Source organism: Acinetobacter sp. AR2-3, from assembly GCF_001878775.1.
GTDB lineage: Bacteria > Pseudomonadota > Gammaproteobacteria > Pseudomonadales > Moraxellaceae > Acinetobacter > Acinetobacter lwoffii_D.
Genome location: NZ_MJIQ01000062.1, coordinates 1 through 21496 on the forward strand (window position 1 = coordinate 1; position 21496 = coordinate 21496).

General features: G+C 40.1%; 19 protein-coding genes and 1 pseudogene. 12 read left to right on the plus strand and 8 right to left on the minus strand.

Translation table 11 applies throughout. The features are described from left to right. Nucleotides 1-57: 57 nt before the first annotated feature. The 8 genes and pseudogenes from BFN00_RS12355 to BFN00_RS12390 all read right to left on the minus strand — a co-directional run. A pseudogene (locus tag BFN00_RS12355) lies at nt 58-1056 on the minus strand (MgtC/SapB family protein); the annotation flags it as partial. Beyond that, nucleotides 1053-3428, minus strand: a complete 2376-nt coding sequence (locus tag BFN00_RS12360; RefSeq protein ID WP_016658845.1) for a heavy metal translocating P-type ATPase — start codon at nt 3426-3428, stop codon at nt 1053-1055. The pseudogene BFN00_RS12355 and the gene BFN00_RS12360, both read right to left, overlap by 4 nt. Before the next feature lie 11 nt (nt 3429-3439). After that, nucleotides 3440-4090 carry a methyltransferase family protein gene (locus BFN00_RS12365; RefSeq protein WP_016658846.1) on the minus strand — a complete coding sequence of 217 codons (651 nt, stop codon included), beginning with the start codon at nt 4088-4090 and terminating at the stop codon, nt 3440-3442. Next, the gene (locus tag BFN00_RS12370; protein ID WP_004755892.1) at nt 4087-4359 is read right to left on the minus strand and encodes a DUF2933 domain-containing protein; all 273 of its coding nucleotides are present in this window, start codon (nt 4357-4359) and stop codon (nt 4087-4089) included. The genes BFN00_RS12365 and BFN00_RS12370 overlap by 4 nt, the downstream gene beginning before the upstream one ends. A 28-nt stretch (nt 4360-4387) precedes the next feature. Beyond that, complete coding sequence (locus BFN00_RS12375; protein WP_071851952.1) at nt 4388-4807, minus strand: hypothetical protein; 420 nt, start codon at nt 4805-4807, stop codon at nt 4388-4390. 446 nt (nt 4808-5253) lie between these two features. Continuing rightward, a complete protein-coding gene (locus BFN00_RS12380) occupies nt 5254-5820 on the minus strand; it encodes an IS630 family transposase (protein ID WP_143115427.1) in 567 nt (188 codons plus the stop codon). Further along, the gene (locus BFN00_RS12385; RefSeq protein WP_004647755.1) at nt 5810-6265 is read right to left on the minus strand and encodes a helix-turn-helix domain-containing protein; all 456 of its coding nucleotides are present in this window, start codon (nt 6263-6265) and stop codon (nt 5810-5812) included. The genes BFN00_RS12380 and BFN00_RS12385 overlap by 11 nt, the downstream gene beginning before the upstream one ends. A 225-nt stretch (nt 6266-6490) precedes the next feature. Beyond that, nucleotides 6491-6733, minus strand: a complete 243-nt coding sequence (locus BFN00_RS12390; protein ID WP_004281876.1) for a DUF2789 family protein — start codon at nt 6731-6733, stop codon at nt 6491-6493. A 351-nt stretch (nt 6734-7084) separates the two neighbouring features. On the opposite strand from BFN00_RS12390, the gene BFN00_RS12395 reads away from it, so the two are divergent. The 12 genes from BFN00_RS12395 (at nt 7085) to BFN00_RS12450 (ending at nt 21468) form a co-directional block, all read left to right on the plus strand. Beyond that, a complete protein-coding gene (locus tag BFN00_RS12395; RefSeq protein WP_071851956.1) occupies nt 7085-7465 on the plus strand; it encodes a copper resistance CopC family protein in 381 nt (126 codons plus the stop codon). A gap of 64 nt (nt 7466-7529) precedes the next feature. Continuing rightward, a complete protein-coding gene (locus tag BFN00_RS12400) occupies nt 7530-8411 on the plus strand; it encodes a CopD family protein (protein ID WP_023278709.1) in 882 nt (293 codons plus the stop codon). 469 nt (nt 8412-8880) lie between these two features. Next, a complete protein-coding gene (locus BFN00_RS12405; RefSeq protein WP_004281879.1) occupies nt 8881-9075 on the plus strand; it encodes a heavy-metal-associated domain-containing protein in 195 nt (64 codons plus the stop codon). Nucleotides 9076-9253: 178 nt separating this feature from the next. Continuing rightward, nucleotides 9254-11731, plus strand: a complete 2478-nt coding sequence (locus BFN00_RS12410; RefSeq protein WP_071851958.1) for a heavy metal translocating P-type ATPase — start codon at nt 9254-9256, stop codon at nt 11729-11731. Nucleotides 11732-12003: 272 nt separating this feature from the next. Then, the gene (locus tag BFN00_RS12415; RefSeq protein ID WP_005248669.1) at nt 12004-12447 is read left to right on the plus strand and encodes a hypothetical protein; all 444 of its coding nucleotides are present in this window, start codon (nt 12004-12006) and stop codon (nt 12445-12447) included. Nucleotides 12448-12494: 47 nt separating this feature from the next. Further along, entirely contained in the window at nt 12495-13694 is a 1200-nt protein-coding gene (locus BFN00_RS12420) for a TolC family protein (protein WP_005248670.1), read from the plus strand. A gap of 11 nt (nt 13695-13705) precedes the next feature. Next, on the plus strand, nt 13706-15181 hold the full coding sequence (locus tag BFN00_RS12425) for an efflux RND transporter periplasmic adaptor subunit (RefSeq protein WP_044111958.1): 1476 nt from the start codon (nt 13706-13708) through the stop codon (nt 15179-15181). Between the two features lie 12 nt (nt 15182-15193). Beyond that, on the plus strand, nt 15194-18322 hold the full coding sequence (locus BFN00_RS12430; RefSeq protein ID WP_005248672.1) for an efflux RND transporter permease subunit: 3129 nt from the start codon (nt 15194-15196) through the stop codon (nt 18320-18322). Nucleotides 18323-18333: 11 nt separating this feature from the next. Beyond that, nucleotides 18334-18708: a hypothetical protein gene (locus BFN00_RS12435; protein WP_034438673.1), complete on the plus strand. Its 375-nt coding sequence runs from the start codon at nt 18334-18336 to the stop codon at nt 18706-18708. A gap of 5 nt (nt 18709-18713) precedes the next feature. Continuing rightward, nucleotides 18714-19427, plus strand: coding sequence for a HupE/UreJ family protein (locus BFN00_RS12440; RefSeq protein ID WP_005248674.1), 714 nt, complete (start codon nt 18714-18716; stop codon nt 19425-19427). 11 nt (nt 19428-19438) lie between these two features. Continuing rightward, nucleotides 19439-20077, plus strand: a complete 639-nt coding sequence (locus BFN00_RS12445; protein WP_005248675.1) for a hypothetical protein — start codon at nt 19439-19441, stop codon at nt 20075-20077. Between the two features lie 83 nt (nt 20078-20160). Continuing rightward, nucleotides 20161-21468 (plus strand): MFS transporter, encoded by a 1308-nt coding sequence (locus tag BFN00_RS12450; protein WP_071851960.1) that lies wholly within the window; start codon nt 20161-20163, stop codon nt 21466-21468. The last annotated feature ends 28 nt before the right edge of the window (nt 21469-21496 follow it).

The following is a 21496-nucleotide window of genomic DNA, read 5'->3' on the forward strand; positions in this document are numbered from 1 at the left end:
GTCTCGTGGGCTCGGAGATGTGTATAAGAGACAGCTAAAATCCTATACCCACATCAGTTTTGCTGCCGGGACCAAGACTGCCATGACGGCCAGGAAAGCAGCGAAGCTGAATGCTGTCCCAAGATCAAAAGGAGCCATTGCTTCTATTGTTCGATCGTTGTTTTCAGCGCTGGTAATTTGGCGTTGTCTCCACAATGCCATACCCAGCAGAAGGATTCCCGCAATCATCATTGCACCACCAAAAGTGCTTAGCAATGCTGGCTCAATGACGCCTATCAGCACAACCATACGAAAAAACATGATGCCACAGGCAGCCAATGTTCCAGAAATAGCAGCACTGACCATGACGGGGTGCTGGCGTGCATAGCGTGCCAGTGCGACAGTTGCAGCTGTAGAAGATGCCAAACCACCCAATAGACCTGTCCAGAATATGCCTCTTTCTGAACCGGTAAGCCGCATGGCAAAATGACCTGCCAGAGAGAGTCCGGCAATCAGGATCACTGCCCACCATAACTGGTAAGGATTTAATGCAGCAAAAGGTCCCAGACCCGTATTGGGTAAGTAGGGTAATATAACGACAGAAAGTACCAGCAACTGCAGGGATGCGGTTAATTCACGATGCTCTATCAAGCGTAGCCAACCGTGTAAGGTTGGCTTGAGATCCAAAAATACAGCGACGATTACAGCCGCGGTTAATGCTAAAGTAACATTACCATGGGATGCATATGCACCTAAAACTAATGTCAACAGCATCGCGATCGTCGTGGTAGCGCTTAGATTACCGGAAAGTTTTGCGGTACGCGCGTAGGACACTGTTAATAATAAGGAAAGCCCTAATACGGCCGCGACCAGCGGCCAAGGCCCGAAGTTTGGTTGTAAATGACCGAGCACTCCTCCGAGCAATCCTGTCAATGTGAAGGTACGTAGGCCTGCTACTCGGCTGCCCTCGGGCAATTCACGATCGTGCCATCCTCGTTCTAAACCAATGAGCAGGCCGATGGCAAGTGCTGCAATAAGACCTGGTACATCTGGTGGAAGAAAAGAACTCTCTATCATAACTTTTTATTTCGCAGGCGAAGGGCATTCGTGATGACTGAAGCTGAACTCAAACTCATAGCCAAGGCGGCAATCATCGGTGACAACAACCAACCGGTAAATGGATATAGTACGCCAGCCGCGATAGGGACACCCAAAGCATTGTAAAGGAAAGCAAACATGAGGTTCTGTTTCATGTTGCCGACAGTAGCTTCCGAAAGTGAACGGGCAACAGCAATCCCTCGTAAATCTCCCTTGACCAGCGTAACTTGGGCACTATTCATTGCGACATCAGTTCCGGTCCCCATAGCGATACCGACATCAGCCTTGGCTAGTGCTGGTGCATCATTGATTCCATCGCCGGCCATTGCCACGATGCGACCTTGCTTCTGCAATTTGCTGACAAGTTCGAGTTTATCTGCGGGTTTAACTTCACCATGTACCTCATCAATACCCAGACGTGATGCGACTGAACGGGCAGTGGTGAGACCATCTCCTGTTGCCATCACGATACGTAGTCCAGCTTCCTTCAGGGTGGCAAGTGCTTCAGGGGTACTTTTTTTGATGGGATCGGATACTGCAAGCAGGCCGGCCAATTCACCATTGATGGCTAGATGCATCACACTTGCACCTTCTGAACGCAGCTCTTCGGCTTGCGGAATCAGAGATTGTACCGAGATACCTAATTGCTCCATCAGTGCTGTGTTGCCCAAAGCTAACTGACGATCGCCCACTTGACCTCGAACACCAATCCCTGAGCCTGATTCAAAATTATCTGGTGTTTCAAGAGACAGGCCACGTTCGTGTGCTGCGTTTACAATCGCTTCGGCTAGCGGGTGTTCACTGCCTTGATCAAGACTGGCGGCTAAACGTAATACTTCAGATTCGTCAAAACCTGATGCGGCAACTACACGATCGAATACAGGGCGTCCTTCAGTTAACGTACCTGTTTTATCGATGATTAGTGTGTCAATCTTGCGTAGATTCTCAATGGCTGCTGCATCACGGAACAGCACACCATGAGTAGCACCTTTACCCGTCGCAACCATGATAGACATTGGAGTTGCCAAGCCTAGTGCACAAGGACAGGCAATAATGAGTACTGCCACAGCATTGATTAATGCATAAACCCAGCTTGATTCTTCTGGGCCGAATAGTCCCCATACAAAGAAGGTAAGCAAGGCAATGATCACTACAGCCATGACGAACCAACCTGCTACCTGATCAGCCATACGTTGCATTGGTGCTCTCGATCGTTGAGCTTGCGCCACCATCTGTACGATCTGGGATAACATGGTACTTGAACCAATTTTCTCTGAACGCATGATCAATGAACCATTGGTATTCAGGGTAGCTCCAATGACTTTATCGCCGATACGTTTAGTGATAGGTAAAGGTTCACCTGTCAGCATCGATTCATCCACTGAACTACTTCCTTCAGTGATTACACCATCCACAGGCACTTTTTCACCTGGGCGAATTCTGAGTAAATCTCCTACATGGACATGCGTTAGAGGAACATCTTCTTCAGTTCCATCAGGCAGGATTCGGCGAGCTGTTTTAGGAGCGAGCCCAAGGAGTGACTTAATTGCAGCAGAAGTTTGCGAACGTGCTTTTAACTCCAATATTTGTCCCAGTAGGGTCAATGAAATGATGACCGCTGAAGCTTCAAAGTAAACAGCGACACGACCCATGGAAATAAATGAGTCTGGGAAGATTTGCGGTGCAATGGTTGCGACCACACTATAAATAAATGCAGCTCCAGTGCCCAAACCAATCAGCGTCCACATGTTCGGGCTGCGATTCACAACCGATTGCCAACCCCGGGAAAAAAATGGCCAACCTGCCCAAAGTACAATTGGGAGTGACAACACCAGTTCAATCCAGCTCTGAACAGCCATATTGAACAGGTTCATTTGATGACCAAACATCGCCAAAAAAGTCACGATGATGGTCAATGGCAGTGTCCACCAGAAGCGTCGGCGGAAATCACGTAACTCCGGATTCTCATCTTCCTCTAATTCAGGAATGAGTGGCTCCAGTGTCATTCCGCATTTAGGACAGTTTCCAGGATGATCTTGCCTGATTTCTGGATGCATTGGGCATGTATAGATGGTCGTACCTGTTGTGCTTGCCGCATTAACGTGTTGAACAGTCTGATGATGCTGTGTATGTGCATCGGCAGTCGTCGTTGCGGGTTTAGCGATATATTGCACCGGGCTGCTATGAAACTTTGATTGACATTTATCACTGCAAAAAAAGTAAGTTTTCCCCTTAAATTCCTCATGGTATTTCGATTCTTCAGTGACGGTCATACCACAGACTGGGTCTTTCAGTACGTCTGTTGTAGCCTGTGCCATATGGTCCTGGTTATGATTTTTTTGATCTGACATAAATAATTCTCCTATGGTAAAGTGGTTTTATGGCCGAATTTTGGAATAAATCTTGGAGTCTGTTGAGCATAGCTGTCATAGACAGTACCAAACTGTTTACTCATCTCAGCCTCTTCCGTGATTGCTAGGCGCCCATACATAATCAGTAAGATCGGAAACATAATCAGTGTCAGTAAAGTTGGCCATTGCAATAAAAAACCCAGCAAGATCATTACAAAAGCTACGTATTGCGGGTGGCGTATGCGCGCATAGGGTCCGCTTACTGCCAATTGGTGATGACGTTGTGCGTGGTACAACACCTGCCATGCTTTTGATAGTAAATAGAAACCATAGCCCAAAAAAATATAACTCGCGATGTGCAGAATGCCAAAATGTGGATCACCCTTTTCACCCAGTAGCGTTGACCATAAGTGACCTGAGTTATGCGACAGCAAATCAAGTTCAGGAAAGCGAGTTTGTAGCCAGCCTGACAACAGGTAAATGGTTAAAGGGAAACCATACATCTCGACAAACAATGCAATGATGAAAGCAGAGAAAGCGCTAAAAGTACGCCAGTCTCGTGCTGTGGCGGGTTTAAAAAAACTGAAGGCAAACATAATGAAAATTGCCGAATTTATGATGACGAGCCACCACAGACCATAGGCCGATTCCGCATGATTCATGAGGGGTCTCCTGGTTCGCGTGATTTTTTATTATCTGATGTGTCTGGATTTTTCTGTTGATGATGGTGATGTCCATGACCACCATGCATAAAAATATGCATGAGTGGGCATGCTAAAAGGAGTAAAAAGGGTAAAACACCAACGACATGGGCCAAATGCTCGGTTAAGAGAAAATAGGCTGCCACACCACCAATCACGAATAGGCCGATGGCATAACGTGTAGACCAAAAGTTAGGTACTGAATTATGTTCTTGAGGTTGATGGTTCATGGTGCTTCCCTCTCTAATTCATGGGTAATTATTTAGTTGTGGAGGGAGGCATACAGTCCATCATCATCTGCATCATGTCCATACGTTTTTCCATCATCTGCTGACGGTCAGCCATATTTGCATTCATGCTTTGGCCGCTCATCTGTTTCATCATGCTCATACCTCCTTGCATGAGTTTCATGTGCTCAGCCATAAGTTTTTGACGTTCTTGAGGGTTTTTTGCAGCCATCATCTTTGCATGCATGGCTTGCATTGCTTTCATGTGCTGGTCCATTGCAGCCATTTTATCTGTAGCAGTGGTGCTGGTAACTGTTTGCTTAATTGTTACTGCAGATGGTGCTGTTTTTTCAGGGTGGTGATCTTTGTGTTCATCGGATTGCTGTGCAAATGTATTCAATGACGCGGCTGCGATACATAAGCCCAAAAAAATGTTTTTGAATTTCATCATAATTTTTTCCTTTAAATAATTTGGAAGTAAAAGCTATGTTTTAGTACTGAACAGAGTCTAGGAATTTGACTACTAAACTGATGAAATTTTTGGTTATTCTCTGTCTCTCTTAAAAATTTTAGCACTATTAATTAATTATTTTTAAAAATGACAAAAATGTAATTTTGAGATCTTCTCGAAATATATAGTCTATGCTGAGATGACAAAAATTTTATTTAATATTAATCTTTTAAAACTATTAAAGTTGTTATGATTTTATGTGCTTAAAAAAATAAAAATGAAATGATTAGATGACTCCAAGGCTAGTTAGAGACACATTCTTAATGTAATTTACACTGTTATTCCTTTAAAGAAAAAATACAGTTGATCAAAATAGTTTTTTATAGAAAAAAGGGTGGATAATTTAATTATTAAACTTATTGGTATATTTATTAGATAAGTTGTCATTAAAAAGTAAACATGTATTCTTTTCCGAATTGGTTTGATACTTTCTCCACCCATTGCTCTATTTTGTCAGCTGTCATGACTTGAAAATCTCGCCAATAATATTTCATCTGCTTCCATACTATCTCGATTCGATTTAACTCAGGGCTATAAGCTGGAATAAAATACAGATTCGTCGAAAAGTTAGTTTTAAGTAGCTCTCTGTAATCAGCCATCTTTTTACTTCTATGAATCGAGGCATTATCAACAATAAGAACCAATGGAAGGTTATACATCTGTTTTACTTGTTGAGCTATTCCAGTTAAATAGGCATAAAACCAAGTGCTTTTCACTGACTCTTGTAAACAGCTTGTCACCAGTTTCCCCGTTGAAAGCAAACACCCCATGACATTAACTCGTTTTAATCTTATTGCATCAACCGCATGAACATCACCTATCTTTGTCCACGCATAGCGGTTATCAGGTGTAGATGAAAATCCTGTTTCATCAACATAACCTAATATAATTTCACCACGTGCCGCTTGCTCTCGTAATTCTTCAATCTGCTGTGTTGCTTGTTCAAATGCAATCGGATCTCTTTTTTTTCAAGCTATGACGGGTACGCTTGAAGACCATACCTGAATCACGTAAAAACTTACGAATGGTTTCAACAGACACGGACACTTCGTATTCTTCATGTAGTTTGACTCGGATTTGTTCTGCATTGAGTGGACTTGTATTGACCCAATCTAGGATTTTCGCCTGATAGTCTGAGATCAATGTATTGGGTCGACCTGAGCGATGGCCTTCTTTAATCGATTCAAACTCATACAATTCCCAACGTCGGCGTTGTAGCCTTATGGTTTCTGGGATACGTTCTTGTAGAGTGGCAACTTCCGCAACACTTTTACCTTCGGAAAGCCAGAGAATAGTTTGGGCACGTTGCCTTTCACGCCAATGTTTTGCATGCTTGACCAGAAAAATGAGTCGTTCTCGCTGTTCTAAACTAAGTGGTACAGAAACAATTCTAGGCATGTGTGAACATCTGTTAACTAAAAAAACCTTTTCGCATCATTAGTTATTTTTGTCAACTTAGAAGGTAAAGAAGATTATTTTTAATATTAGGGTTTATAATCCAAATTTCAGAGTAAGGAATCTACTACTTATATAATAGAGATTCCATCTCCAAAACAGTACTACTGTATGAATGAGTTGTATTCAATGCAGGGAAGAATGTAGATCCTTAATACTAACGGAAAATTATTTTACTGAATTTTCATGTAAAGACTCATTTAATTGATCAATCACTGTCGTCCATTCACCATCAGAGTGTAGTTTTTCTTCTAAAAAATGACGTTGAGCATCAGTCCAAAAAATTGCTTGTGTTAAAAAAACATCTCCAGCTAGCTGATGGCTCTCTATGAATTTTGCAATTGCTTCTTCAGTAGAAGCTAAACCAAGCTGTTCAAATAATTTGGTCATTCTTGGACGTGTTTGAGTCATGTGCTTAGCCCACAAATTTATATTAGATCAAATTAAACATAACATGTTTATATTTAAACTAAAATATAAAAAATTAAATAGCTACTATTTTCTTAGACAAAATGATTACTACATTTCATAAATCAACCACCTACATAATTTGTTTGTTAAATGATCATTATTTTTCAATAAGATTATTTTAATAGTTAAAGATTTTAAATTTTAAAAATGACAAAAATGTAATTTTGAAGTCATCGCTCTGTTTGTGTCTCTCACTAATAATTGAAATATAAGAGGAGATGATGTGGTCTCATTAAATATAGATTTTATAAAGTCATCTCTAATGAACTAACGAATCAAGAGGAAACGTAAATGAAATTATTTCAAAATAAAATGACTGCTCTACGTAATGTTGTAGTAGCTGCAACGATGATTGTGGCTACTACAACTACGTTCGCTCATGTGAGTTTAGTGAGTGCGATTCCTGCGGAAAATGCATCTGTCCTTAGTCAACCAAAGAACTTGACCCTTAACTTTGGTACAGAGGTTATGTTGATGAATATTAAGTTACTGGATGCTCAGCGAAGAGATGTTCCTTTAAAATATAAAGTTACTCATGACTTAAAGAAATCCTTTGATGTCGCTCTTCCGAAACTGAAAAAAGGTAAATATACCGTTGTCTGGACAACAATGGGGAAAGATGGTCACAACATGAATGGTGAATATAGTTTCACTATCAAATCAACTAAATAAGAATTGATTACCTTTCAACATGTCAGTGAGGTGCTGGCATGTTGTTCTAGAATGGACAAAAATAATGATTTCTGAATATTGGATGTGGGCCACTTGGTTAACTAAGGTTATTTTATATTTAAGTGTAGCTTTTGTCGTTGGTGGAGCCTTTTGCTATTTTTTACTTAGACAATATCTTGAACTAAAAGAATCGATTCTTAAATATATTACAATTGGCGCTGGATTAGGCCTAATTTCCAGTACCTTGGGATTTTTTATTCTGATTGGTAGTTTTGCCAATACTGGTATTACAGGTATGGTGGACCCCACGTATATTAATATATTGGTTAATACTCCGACGGGGTATATATACGTTCTTCGTTCTATTAGTTTTGCTCTTTTACTTCTTCTCATGGTGGTTAAACTTAACAGGAACAAAGGTCATTTTTCTATAATTGAAAGTTCAATATTTTGTATTTTACTTATCCCGATTATTTTTAGTTTTTCCCAGCTCGGACATGTCGCTAATTTAACCTTACTTGCTCAAATTTTATTATCAATCCATATTCTAGTTATGTCGTTATGGATGGGGTCTTTATATCCGTTATGGAAAACCAGCCGGGAAATAAGTGGTTTACCTTTAAAAGATCGCATGCATGTATTTGGACGTATTGCTGCTTTCATTGTTGGGATATTAATCGCCTGTGGCGCTAGTGTAGCTCTTCTTTTAATTAAAGATTTTAATACCTTAATCAATACTGCATATGGCTATGGTTTCATGGTTAAAATGTTTTTTGTTATAGGTATTCTACTTTTAGCTGCCTTCAACAAATGGTATTTCACCCCGCGTCTTCAACATCCTAAATTCGCTAAACACCTTAGTCATGCCATTTTATTTGAGATGTTATTAGGTCTATCAATTCTATTAACAACAGGCTATATAACCACTGTCGTGGGTATTGAATAAGAGAATTTCAAAATAAGGGAATTGAGGAAATTTAACATTACTGCATTTATCTTTTGTAGCTGAGCAATAAAGTTTCTACTGGACTGTCAACTTACGACAATCAGAACAGTAAAATCGCATCATGAGGCATTATACATAAAGGTAGTCACCGGTTTTTAGCTTATCTTCAACCCATAACGGTCTCATCTATTCAGTTCACTACCATTGATTGAAATAACTAATCTTATAAATTTCAGTGTGATCGTAGATGACAAAAATGTCATTTTAAAGTCACATTAATGTTGGTTAAGTACTTTTACTGTAGTCATTAGAACACTCTTCTTTGGAATACTCTGAAGAAAACTGTAAGGTTGTAAACAGACCAAGTTACAGCGAGTAACTGATTCAGAAAAAGGCTGGTTGTATGGTGAAAGTTTAGAGTTACTGTTCTAATGTTTTAAACAAATGTTTTGTTAAAAAGGAGCAACATATGAAATTTCACATCGCTAATATGACTTGTGGTGGTTGTGCACGCGGCATTACTACCGCAATTAAAGAGCTCGACTCGAATGCCTCACTCGATATTGATTTACAAAACCGTATTGTTGAAATCAACACAACGGTGAGTCAGGATCAAGTCATTGCCACTCTCAGTGAGCGTGGATTTACAGCTGATCCTGCTTAATCTCTGTTAGAGTAACAGTGGGAATTCCTTACCACTTTTACTCTCTCTTATTTTCCTCATCGTACAGATAAAACCTGTACTTGCTTGAAATAAAAGTAATCCCTGAATTCCCCCTAATCTTGGTTCGAGCTGATCTTCGCATATAGAACTCAGCATATCTAAATGATAGAGATCGTATATGAGTACCGAAATGACTGATACGCCACACTACAGTGAAACATTAGAGATTGAGGGGATGACATGTGCTTCTTGTGTAGGCCGTGTGGAAAAAGCTTTAAAATCTGTTGAGGGTGTTGAATCGGCTCATGTAAATCTGGCTACCGAAAAAGCAGTCATTTATGCGCATCAACCACTTGATCGCGCTACTTTAATTAAAGCCGTAGAAAAAGCAGGCTACGAAGTGGAAGCGCTGCAACCAATAGAGCTTACGATTGAGGGTATGTCATGTGCTTCTTGTGTAGGTCGAGTAGAAAAAGCCTTAAAATCTGTTGAGGGTGTGGAATCAGCACATGTAAATCTGGCTACTGAAAAAGCGACTATTCAGGCAAGCTCATCTGTCACTCGTGACTCGTTAATTCAGGCTGTGACCAAAGCAGGGTTTGAAGCAAAGTCAGTTCATCAAACTACGGAAAGCTTTCAAGATAAAAAGAATATTGAATTAGAAAAACTTAAAAAAGATTTAATTTTGTCAGTCTTATTGACTCTACCCATTTTTATTTTAGAAATGGGATCACACCTGATTCCGGCCTTTCATACGTTTATGATGGATAACATTGGCCAACAAAATAGCTGGTTAATGCAATTTTTCTTGACCACAGTAGCATTAATTTTTCCAGGCCGACGCTTCTTCAAAAAGGGCATCCCAAGTTTATTCCGCTTAGCACCAGACATGAATTCCTTGGTGGCTGTAGGAACATTGGCTGCTTATCTTTATTCAGTGGTTGCTACTTTCTTTCCAAGTGTCCTGCCACAAGGCACGGTCAATGTTTATTATGAAGCTGCAGCGGTTATTATCACTTTAATTCTATTAGGTAGATTTTTTGAAGCCAAGGCAAAAGGCCGAACGTCTTTAGCAATTCAACATCTAGTTGGAATGCAGCCTAAAGTTGCCAGAATACAGCTCAATAATCAGGTGATAGAAGTTCCGATTGCCGAAGTTCAAACAGGAACGATTGTAGAGATTAGACCAGGCGAGCGTATCCCTGTCGATGGTGAAGTTATTCACGGCCAAAGTTTTATTGATGAATCCATGATTACTGGCGAGCCTATGCCCGTTGAAAAAACGATAGGCTCTACTGTGGTAGGAGGAACAATTAACCAAAGTGGCAGCTTAAATATCAAAGCCACCTCTGTTGGTAGTTCATCAGTGCTTTCTCAAATCATCCGAATGGTTGAACAGGCACAGGGTTCCAAGCTGCCGATTCAGGCATTGGTTGATAAAATTACCATGTGGTTTGTACCTGTAGTAATGGGTCTCTCTCTTTTAACTTTTCTTACGTGGTTTATCTTCGGCCCTGAACCAGCCCTAACGTTTAGTTTAGTGAACGCGGTTGCTGTACTCATTATTGCATGTCCTTGTGCGATGGGACTTGCAACGCCTACATCAATCATGGTGGGAACTGGGCGGGGTGCTGAAATGGGGGTTTTATTCCGTAAAGGTGAAGCTTTACAGCTGCTCAAAGAAACTAAAGTGGTTGCAGTTGATAAAACAGGGACTCTGACTGAAGGGAAACCAATTTTAACCGATCTGCATGTCTTAGAAGGTTTTGAATACAATACCGTACTTTCACTGATGGCAGCCGTTGAATCAAAGTCTGAGCACCCTATTGCTCGAGCAATTGTACAAGCCGCTATAGATAAGGAATTAATCCTGTCTCCTGTTGCTGATTTTAAATCAGTGACCGGCTACGGAATAGAAGCGAAGGTTTCTGAGCATTTGGTTCATATTGGTGCAGATCGATATATGGAAAAACTAGGTTTGAATCCTACTGTTTTTTCTCAATTTTCGGATCGTTTGGGAGAAGAAGGAAAAACCCCTCTCTATGTTGCGATTGACCAGAAACTTGCTGCCATTATTGCTGTAGCAGATCCAATTAAAGAATCAACATTTGCTGCAATTGAAGCGTTACATCAGTTAGGTTTAAAGGTTGCCATGATTACAGGTGATAACCGTCATACAGCTCAAGCGATTGCAAAAAAACTAGGTATTGATGAGGTTATTGCTGAAGTCTTACCTGAAGGTAAAATAGAGGCCGTTAAAAAATTAAAAAATCAATATGGTAAACTCGCATATGTTGGAGATGGCATTAATGATGCCCCTGCACTTGCAGAAGCAGATATTGGCTTAGCGATAGGTACAGGTACAGACGTAGCTATTGAAGCTGCTGATGTGGTTTTGATGTCTGGCAACCTGAAAGGAGTGCCGAATGCTATCGCTTTAAGCAAAGCGACTATAAGCAATATTCGTGAAAATTTATTTTGGGCATTTGTTTACAATGCAGCTCTGATTCCTATTGCAGCTGGTGTACTTTATCCGCAATTTGGACTGCTACTTTCTCCTGTATTTGCTGCAGGTGCAATGGCGCTCTCGTCAATATTTGTACTAGGAAATGCTTTACGATTAAAACGTTTTAAAGCCCCCCTTGCAATTATTTAACCATTTTTTATATACATTTAAAGTCTTGTTGGCTTCACTTTATATATTTGGAAATGAGATCCTTATTACAGGCATAACAACAGTAGTGGGTATTGAATAAGATAATTCCAAAATAAGGTTGTTGAGGAAATCAAACATTAGAGTACTTATCTTTGGTAGCTTACTCATACCTTTTTCTAAAAATAATACAAATAGTTTTTATCTTAGGTAACAATTTACTTTTGAAGTTCTATTCAGTATGCTTTCTGCGAATCTCGAGATGATTTTTTCGTATGCCACATAATAAGTTCTCAAAACTTATTCTTGCGTTTGTCCTGTTTTTGTTTGCGATAACAACAACGGGAGCTTACACATGGGCGCCAGTTATAGCTAAAAATCTTGACCATCATCATGATGTGACTATCTCAGTTGAAACAGACAGTTCCAGCCAATGGTCTCTTATTCATCATGCTGAAGAGCAAGTCTTAGAAGATACTAAAAATCACAACTGGACCAGTTATGATGAAGCACCTTTTCATCATTCTACTAAGCCTATTCAAGCTGATGATCAAATTACAATTGATCCAGTTTTTCTCTTAAGTTTTTCCCTCCCGCTCATTCTGCTTTTCCTGAGTCTTTTTGAACGACCCGTTCGATCCTATGCACTTAGGAAAAGGATAGAATATCTTTGTAATTCCTATATATTTACAAAAGGTTTAATTGTTCTAAGAAATTGATTTTTCTGTACAAAAAATAATTTCCATTTTTTTGTATAGGTAAAGTCATGTCTAAAAAATATCAGATATTTCTTGCCTGTGGTTTAGTAGCAGCAACGACTCGATTATTTGCAGCATCTGATTACGTTCAGCTACAACAACAGGTAATTTCAAACGATTCAATTTTGAAGAGTTTGCAACAGTCTCAACACGCATATGCCATAAATCAGAAATATGCCGGTAGACTTAATAATCCTACGTTTAATCTTGAATTAGACAATTTAGGTAATTCAGACCTTAAAGATCTTGATGGGCCAACGACTATGATTGGTTTGTCCCAGGATATTCCTCTCAATAATAAACGCGCTTTGCGTAGGCAGTTGGCAGGGTTTCAAGGGAATAATAACCAATTTGAGGCATTGAAGCGTCAGGCTGAATTAAAAGCCGATTTCCGTGTTTGTATGTCAAATTGGTATGCGGCTTCAAAACGGGTAGAAATTTATTCTACCGAAAGCAAGATGAACGCGAGACAAGCCCATGTTCTGAATGAAAAATTGAAGTTTGGCAGAGTAATTCCATCTGATGTTCAATTGAGTTCAGCTTTATCGTCTGAATCAAAACTACGTTATCAGAACGAAGTGAAGAAAGTTCAATTTCAAAAAAATCTGTGTTCCAAATTCATATCTGTATTACCTGATCAAGCAATAGAAGTTCCTTTAAGCATTAACTTTGCGGATAAATTGAGCTTATCTGAACAAGAAGCCTTGCTTAAAACTCAACTGGCTAAAACCCAGTATGAATTAGCTAAAAAAGAAGCCGTGCCAGATATTACGCTGGGTTTAGGGGTAAGGAACTATCAGGAGACCAATGATCAAGTTTTCTTAGTTTCTACATCTATTCCCCTATCTGTTTTTAATCGAAATAAGGGGAGCATTGCACTTGCACAAGCGGAGCAAGTACATGCAGAAACTCGTTCTATTCTCGTAAACCGTAACTCCAAAATTGAATTAGAAAATAAGTCTATTGAAGTATCGAACCTGATTGATTCGATCAAAAATTATGATCAGTCCATACTTCCTGCCACCAAAGAAAGTTTGAGAATTGCTGAAATGGGGTATCAGGCAGGAAAAATTTCTTTACTTGAATTCAATACTATTAAGCAAATTTGGTTGGATAAACATCTCGCTCGATTCGATTTGTGGTTGGCTTTGCAAAATCAAATTGCAGAGGTTGAACGAAATTATGTGACCAATTTAGATCAAGAATAAGGCCTGAAAATATGAATAAACCAACCAATACTTTAATTACTACAGGTGTTATCGCTTTATTAGTCGTTTTATGTGCAATCGCTTGGTACAAAACGGGTAATAAAGCCGAAACTTCAAGTCATAATGAGGTGACTGAAGAAAAAGTTGCTGTAGCAGGAGATGAAAAAGGCCCGCATGGGGGCCGTTTATATCGCGATGGTGATTTTGCTGCTGAAGTCAAAATCTTCGAGGAAGGGGTAGAGCCTCATTTACGGGTGTATGGCTACTTTAAAGATAAGCCATTAAAACCAGAAGAGATTAGTGCCAATATTTTTATCCAGCGTCTTGATGCAGAACAAACCATATCATTTAAGCCTGAAAGCGATTATCTGATTGGGAATGAAATTGTCTATGAGCCACATTCATTCTTGATGGTGATCAATGTTGATTATCAAGGTAAAAAACATACTTGGAAATGGGATACCAAAGAGGGACGAGTCACTATGCTTGATAGCAGTATCAAGAGCAGTGGTTTGGAACTTTTAAAAGTTGAACCCATGATGTTTGAAAATGCACTCGAACTCAAAGGTGAACTTAAATTTCCTGATAATTTTGAAGGCTTTATTACACCTAAAACGAGTGGAACATTAATAAAAACGTACCGTTCAATTGGCGATAAAGTGAATCAGGGGGATCTGTTAGCGACTGTGCAAAGTCAGGAGTTAATCCGTCTTAATGCGGAACGTACGCTTGCATTGGATACCTTACAATTTGCCCGTAAAAAGATGGAACAGGAACGAGTTTTATTTCAAAAGAAAGTTTCACCTGAAATTGACTACATCAATGCCAAACGTGAATTTGAAAATGCTCAGACTAGGGCCAATGAGCTGAATAGCTTAATCCGTTCCTATGGGGGGGCAGGTAATGGAACAATTGAAGTCAGAGCCGCAATGTCAGGTACGATTCTACAAGTGCTTGGTGCTGTTGGTTCTAATGTAACGCCATCATCTCCATTGTTCAAAATTGCCAATACATCTCAACTTATTGCTGTGGTTAATGTGCCTGCGGATCAACTGGATGCCATTAATCCAAATAATAAAGTAACTGTTAAGCCTCAAACTCAAACAGGCACAGAAGAAGCATTGGGGCGCATCAAATATATCAGTGACGTGATTGATCCAAAAACACGAACTGCGCAAGTTTTTATTGAAATTCCCAACCAGTTCAGATGGCGTTCAGGACAGTTAATCACTGCACAAATCTTTGAAAACCAGAGCATGAAACCGATGGTTGTCCGTGAAGATGCTTTGCAAAACTTCCGTGATTGGGATGTGGTGTTTATTCGTGTCGGGAATGACTTTGAAGCACGTCCTCTAGAGTTAGGCGATAAATTTAATGGTTTTGTTGAAGTTAAATCTGGTCTAAAAGCAGGGCAGATTTATGCAGCAGGTAATTCTTATTTATTAAAAGCAGAGCTGGGTAAATCTGGCGCTACTCATGATCATTAAGGAGTAGCGTTTATGTTTGACCAAATTGTAAAGCTCTCGATAAAGAATCGTTGGCTGGTACTGATCATTTTCCTATTCATAGGGGCATTTGGCGTTTACAACTATTTTAAACTGCCAATTGATGCTGTACCCGATATTACCAACGTACAAGTTCAAATTAACAGTGAGGCCCAGGGCTTATCTCCAACCGAGATGGAATCCCAGGTCACCTACCCCATTGAAACGGCTTTGGCTGGTATTCCTAATCTGGACTATACCCGATCAGTATCCAGATACGGCTTATCTCAAGTGACTGCGATTTTTAAGGAAGGCACGGACATTTACTTTGCCCGTCAGCTAGTGAATGAAAAGTTGCAAGGGGTTACACCAAGTCTTCCAGGAGGTATATCGACTTCTATGGGTCCTGTTTCTACAGGACTTGGCGAAATCTTCATGTACACGGTGGAAAATGCAAAAAACAACCCGACTCCACTTTCACCGACTGAATTGCGAACACTTCAGGATTGGGTGATCAAGCCTCAGCTTCGAAATGTCGAAGGTGTGAATGAAATCAATACGATTGGTGGCTATTTAAAACAATTTGTTGTACAGCCCGACTATGCGTATTTACGAAGTATTGGTCTAGATCAAAAGACTATTTTGGATGCTATTTCTAAAAATAGCATGAATAAAGGTTCAGGCTATATTGAGAAGAATGGTGAGCAGTACTTGATACGTTCTGATTCTCAAATCAGTTCGATTGAACAAATTCAGAATATTCCGATCACCACAAGCAGCGGTTACATTCTGCGTTTGAAAGATGTGGCAAAAATATCGATTGGTCACGAGTTACGTACAGGTGCAGCAACTAAAGATGGGCAAGAAATTGTCTTAGGTACTGCATTTATGCTGATTGGTGAAAACTCGCGAAATGTTGCTCATGCGGTAGATCAAAAGTTACAAAAAGTCCAAGAGTCATTGCCAGAAGGTGTTGAGGCAAAAGCAGTTTATAACCGTACAACCTTGGTTGATGCGACGATAGACACGGTGAAGAAAAACCTTCTAGAAGGTGCAATCCTCGTTATTGTCGTTCTTTTCTTATTTCTTGGACATTTCCGTGCAGCGCTCATCACTGCGATGGTGATTCCTTTATCAATGCTCATGACCATTACAGGCATGGTGAATCAACGAATCAGTGCAAACTTAATGAGTTTAGGTGCGCTAGATTTCGGGATCATTGTCGATGGTGCTGTCGTCATTGTTGAAGCTTCACTTGCAAAATTAGCGATGAAGCAGAAAGAATTAGGACGAATACTCACCCGTCAAGAACGATTCACGACGGTTTTTGAAGCGACTAAGGAATCACGAAAAGCCATTCTCTATGGTCAGTTGATCATCATCTTGGTGTATCTGCCTGTCATGACGCTTACTGGTGTTGAAGGCAAGATGTTTACACCGATGGCAGCTACAGTTGTTATGGCTCTCGTGGCTGCAATGGTTCTTTCGATTACTTTTGTTCCTGCAATGGTGGCTTTGGTCACGACAGGCGAAATTAAGGAAGAGGAATCGAAGATTGTTCATTTCATTAAGAAAGTTTATAGCCCAATTTTAGATTGGTCTTTGAGTCATCGTTATAAGCTGATCGCGTTCGTAGCAATTTTCTTTGTATTCAGTGCGAGTCTTTCAACTCGTTTAGGTTCCGAATTTATTCCCTCATTAGATGAAGGTGATGTGGCATTACATGCACTTCGAATTCCTGGAACTTCTTTAACTCAAGCTGTTGAAATGCAGTATGCGCTTGAAAAAGAAATCGTCAAAATTCCTGAAGTGAAAACCATGTTTGCCAAAGTGGGGACAGCTGAAATTGCGACTGACCCAGTTCCACCAAACGTCGCTGATAATTTTGTGATATTGAAACCACGTAGCGAATGGCCGAATCCTGACAAGGAAAAATCAGCTGTCGTTGCCGATATTGAACGTGTGGCAAAAGGCGTTTATGGCAACAACTATGAGTTCACTCAGCCGATTCAAATGCGTTTTAACGAACTGATTTCAGGTGTCCGTACAGATGTTGCAGTGAAGATTTATGGTGATGATTTAGATCAGTTGCTTGAATCTGCAAATGCTGCAGCGAAAATTTTAGAAGGTGTGAATGGAACAGCCGACTTAAAAGTTGAACAGATGAGTGGGCTTCCAATGGTCTCTGTTGAACTTAAAAAAGACATGATCGCCAACTACGGTCTTGATGCTGAAGATGTACAAAAGCAAGTATCCAGTCTGATTACGGGGCAAACAGCAGGTAAGGTTTTTGAGGGAGATCGTAAGTTCGATATTGTTGTGCGGATGGATCAAAACTCAGTAACTGACCTGGAAAAACTGTATCAAATTCCTGTCAGTTTGCCTGATGGTTCAAGTGTATTGTTGTCCGAATTGATTGAATTGAAGAATATTCAAGGACCAAACCAAATTTCTCGTGAAAATGGTAAACGTCGTATTGTGATCACGGCAAACGTGCGTGGTACTGATATCGGTAGTTACATTGCTGATGCACAATCAAAATTAAACTCTGATTTCCAAATGCCAGAAGGTTACTGGCTCACTTGGGGCGGTACTTTTGAACAAATGGAGTCAGCCTCTAATCGACTTATGATTGTTGTACCCATCGCTTTGATTTTGATATTTGCAATGATTTATATGGCCTTAGGCAATATCAGAAATAGTGTGCTGGTCTTTACTGGTGTGCCTTTTGCATTAACGGGTGGCGTCATTGCTTTAGCCCTCCGTGATATTCCTTTCTCTATCTCGGCTGCTGTTGGTTTTATTGCTTTATCGGGTGTTGCAGTACTCAATGGTTTGGTACTCGTATCGGCCATTCAGAGATTGCGTGATCAGGGTGAAGGGCTGATTGATGCAGTAAAACATGGTGCATTAGAACGTTTGCGGCCAGTGCTGATTACTGCACTGGTTGCCTCTTTGGGCTTTATCCCTATGGCTTTAAACGTGGGGATTGGTTCAGAAGTACAGCGCCCAATTGCAACCGTTGTTATAGGGGGAATTATTTCCTCAACGCTACTTACCTTGATTATTCTGCCCACCCTCTATGTTTGGTTTAACCAAGCTCTTCAGAAAAAATCTGACGGTTTCGCTGAGCAGAAAGGGTAGAGAAGTTCAATATGATGGCAATAGTGCAAGATTCAAAAATGAGATATGTGATGATGTGTCTGGTTTGCATCATCAGTCTTGCACTATGTCTGCATTTTAACGAGCATGCGACTGAAAACCGCTTTCAAAAGCATGCCTATGTAGATGTGATTCACACTCATCATCATGAGGTAAATCAGCAACATTCACATCATCATCAAGATACCTATTACGAACATTTTTCTAATGTTGCATCTATCAAAGAAATAGCACTTATCTTGCTTCTGTTAGGTGCGCAAATATTTGACCGTACGCAGAAATACGCTCTATTGCTTGCAAGTCGTATTTTTAAACCTCCAAAAAAAATCATGAGTTTTTTGAACCATTTTTTAATTTTTGGAGTTTGATTTAGATGCAAATTATTGATTCACATTATGTGAAGCTCAAAACCTATTTAAAGCTGTTGATTGCTTTAGGTATGGTCTTGATAAGTCCTGCACTTTTTGCTCATGGAGTTGCAGAGGGTGACAAAGGCTATATACAGGAAATCTACGGTGTTCATGTGATCCCCTTTATTTATCTGGGCGCCAAACACATGGTTACAGGTTATGACCATTTATTATTTCTGGTCGGTATTATTTTCTTCTTATACCGTATGAAAGATATTGGTTTGTATGTCAGCCTGTTCGCCATCGGTCATTCAGTTACCATGCTGATAGGGGTGTATTACAACATTTCGATGAATGCATACATTATTGATGCAATCATTGGTTTTTCTATTGTTTATAAAGCTTTAGATAATTTAGGTGCTTATCAGCGCTGGTTTGGATTCCAGCCCAATACAAAAATTGCCACGCTGATTTTTGGTTTGATTCACGGCTTTGGTTTAGCTGTAAAAATTCAGGAATATGAAGTGCCAGATGATGGCCTGCTTGCGAATCTGATCTCATTCAACATCGGGGTCGAATTAGGGCAACTCATGGCATTAGCCATCATTTTACTGCTTATGACGATGTGGAGAAAAACTCCTTATTTCTTCAGAACAGCATATCAAAGCAATGTCTTCTTGATGTTCCTTGGTTTTCTACTTGTTGGCTACCAACTCACTGGCTTCATTACTCAATAAGGATCTAAATTATGTTTAACGCTGAAATTCCAAAAGATGTTGAATTACCCTCTTCAAAAAAACTGATCAAATCAACTGTTATTGCGGCGGTGAGCGCCATTGTTGTTCTTGTGACTTGGGTAATGCCAGCCGAATACGCTATTGACCCTACTGGTGTCGGTAAAGTTTTGGGTTTAACCAAAATGGGTGAAATTAAGCAATCTTTAGCGGCTGAATCAGTGAATGGTATGGGAGAGAGCTCTCAGATCCCTTCAGTAACTACTGCTAATAGTTCGGTTGCTCAGGCTGCTGTACCAGATGAGAGCTCAAATACAATGCCCGCTATTAAGAAAGAATCGATCTCTATCGAATTAAAACCTAACCAGGCAACCGAAGTTAAGTTGGCTATGCCCAAAGATGCAAGTGTAACCTTTGATTGGAAATCATCAGGTGGTGGTCTGAACTATGACACGCATGGTGATCCTGTAAATGCACCAAAAGATTTCTATCATGGATACGGTAAAGGTAAAAATGAAACTGAGCAATCTGGCACATTGACCGCTGCATTTGACGGAAAGCATGGCTGGTTCTGGCGAAACAGAACAGAAAATCCAGTGACTGTAACTTTGAATATTGAAGGTCATTTCAGTGAAATGAAAAAGGTCTTTTAATTTGTAAAATTCCAGATGAGGGCTAAGCCTCATCTGGAACCTGTATGGCATAAAAGTTAGGTTCTAAATAAGGAGTCCCTAAAATGCTAGAAGTATTAAAAAACACAACATATCGGCATTTGTTCTTAGCCCAAGTCATCGCTTTGATTGGTACTGGACTCATTACTATTGCTCTAGCTTTACAGGCTTATGACATCGCAAAAGAGCAAGCAGCCCAAGTCCTGGGTATTGCCTTGGCGATTAAAATGATTGCTTATATTAGTGTCGCACCCATTGCCTCCGCATTTGCAGAAAGATTACCGAGAAAAAAAGTTTTGGTAGGGTTGGATGTCATTCGAGCCTTAACCGCATTGTGTCTGCCTTTCGTGACTCAAATCTGGCAAATCTATATTTTGATTTTTATTCTACAGTCTGCTTCAGCCGCTTTTACCCCAACATTCCAGGCCATGATCCCGGAAGTTTTACCCATAGAAGAAGAGTATACAAAGGCTTTATCTCTGTCTCGTTTAGCCTACGATCTGGAAAACATTATAAGCCCGATGCTTGCAGGTTTATTACTCACAGTGATGAGTTATCACAACTTGTTTTTGGGAACGGTGGTTGGATTTATCGGTTCAGCATTATTTGTAGTCAGTGCAAAATTACCAAATGCGAAAATGCCTGAGTTTATCGGGGTATATAACCGGATCGAACAAGGCGCAAAAATATATTTCAGAACACCTCGTTTAAAAGCATTGTTAGCTTTAAATCTCGCTATTGCTTCAGCCAGTGCAGTCGTTATCGTAAATACAGTCGTTCTTGTTCAAACGACCTTTGGCTTGACAGAAAAAGCGACGACATGGGCATTTGGTTTATTTGGATTAGGTTCAATGCTTGCTGCATTTGCATTGCCAAAAATATTAGATAAATTGAATGATAGAGCTGTCATGCTTTCAGGGACTGTGGTTCTCGTCGTTGGATTGCTGAGTGGCTACTTTATTTCTACCTATGCTTGGTTATTAGCACTTTGGTTTATATTAGGCATTGGTTATTCGGTTTCTCAAACACCCACTGGACGTCTTATTAGAAAATCTGCCTCAAGTGAAAACCGGGCAGCACTATTTGCAGCTCAATTTGCATTTTCCCATGCTTGTTGGTTAATCACTTATCCATTAGTGGGCTGGTTAAGTACATACTTTGGAACATTGATTACTTTTGTGCCTATGGCATTCATTGCCCTCGTATCCATGGTCGTCGCATTTGTTACCTGGCCAAGAAAAGATGATTTAGTTCTAGAGCATACTCATCCTGATTTACCGCAGGACCACGAGCATTTATTGCAGCACAATCATAAAGGTAAGCATGAGCATGAATTTATGATTGATAGATATCACCAGCATTGGCCTAAATAGTGGCTTTGATGTGGGTATAGGATTTTAG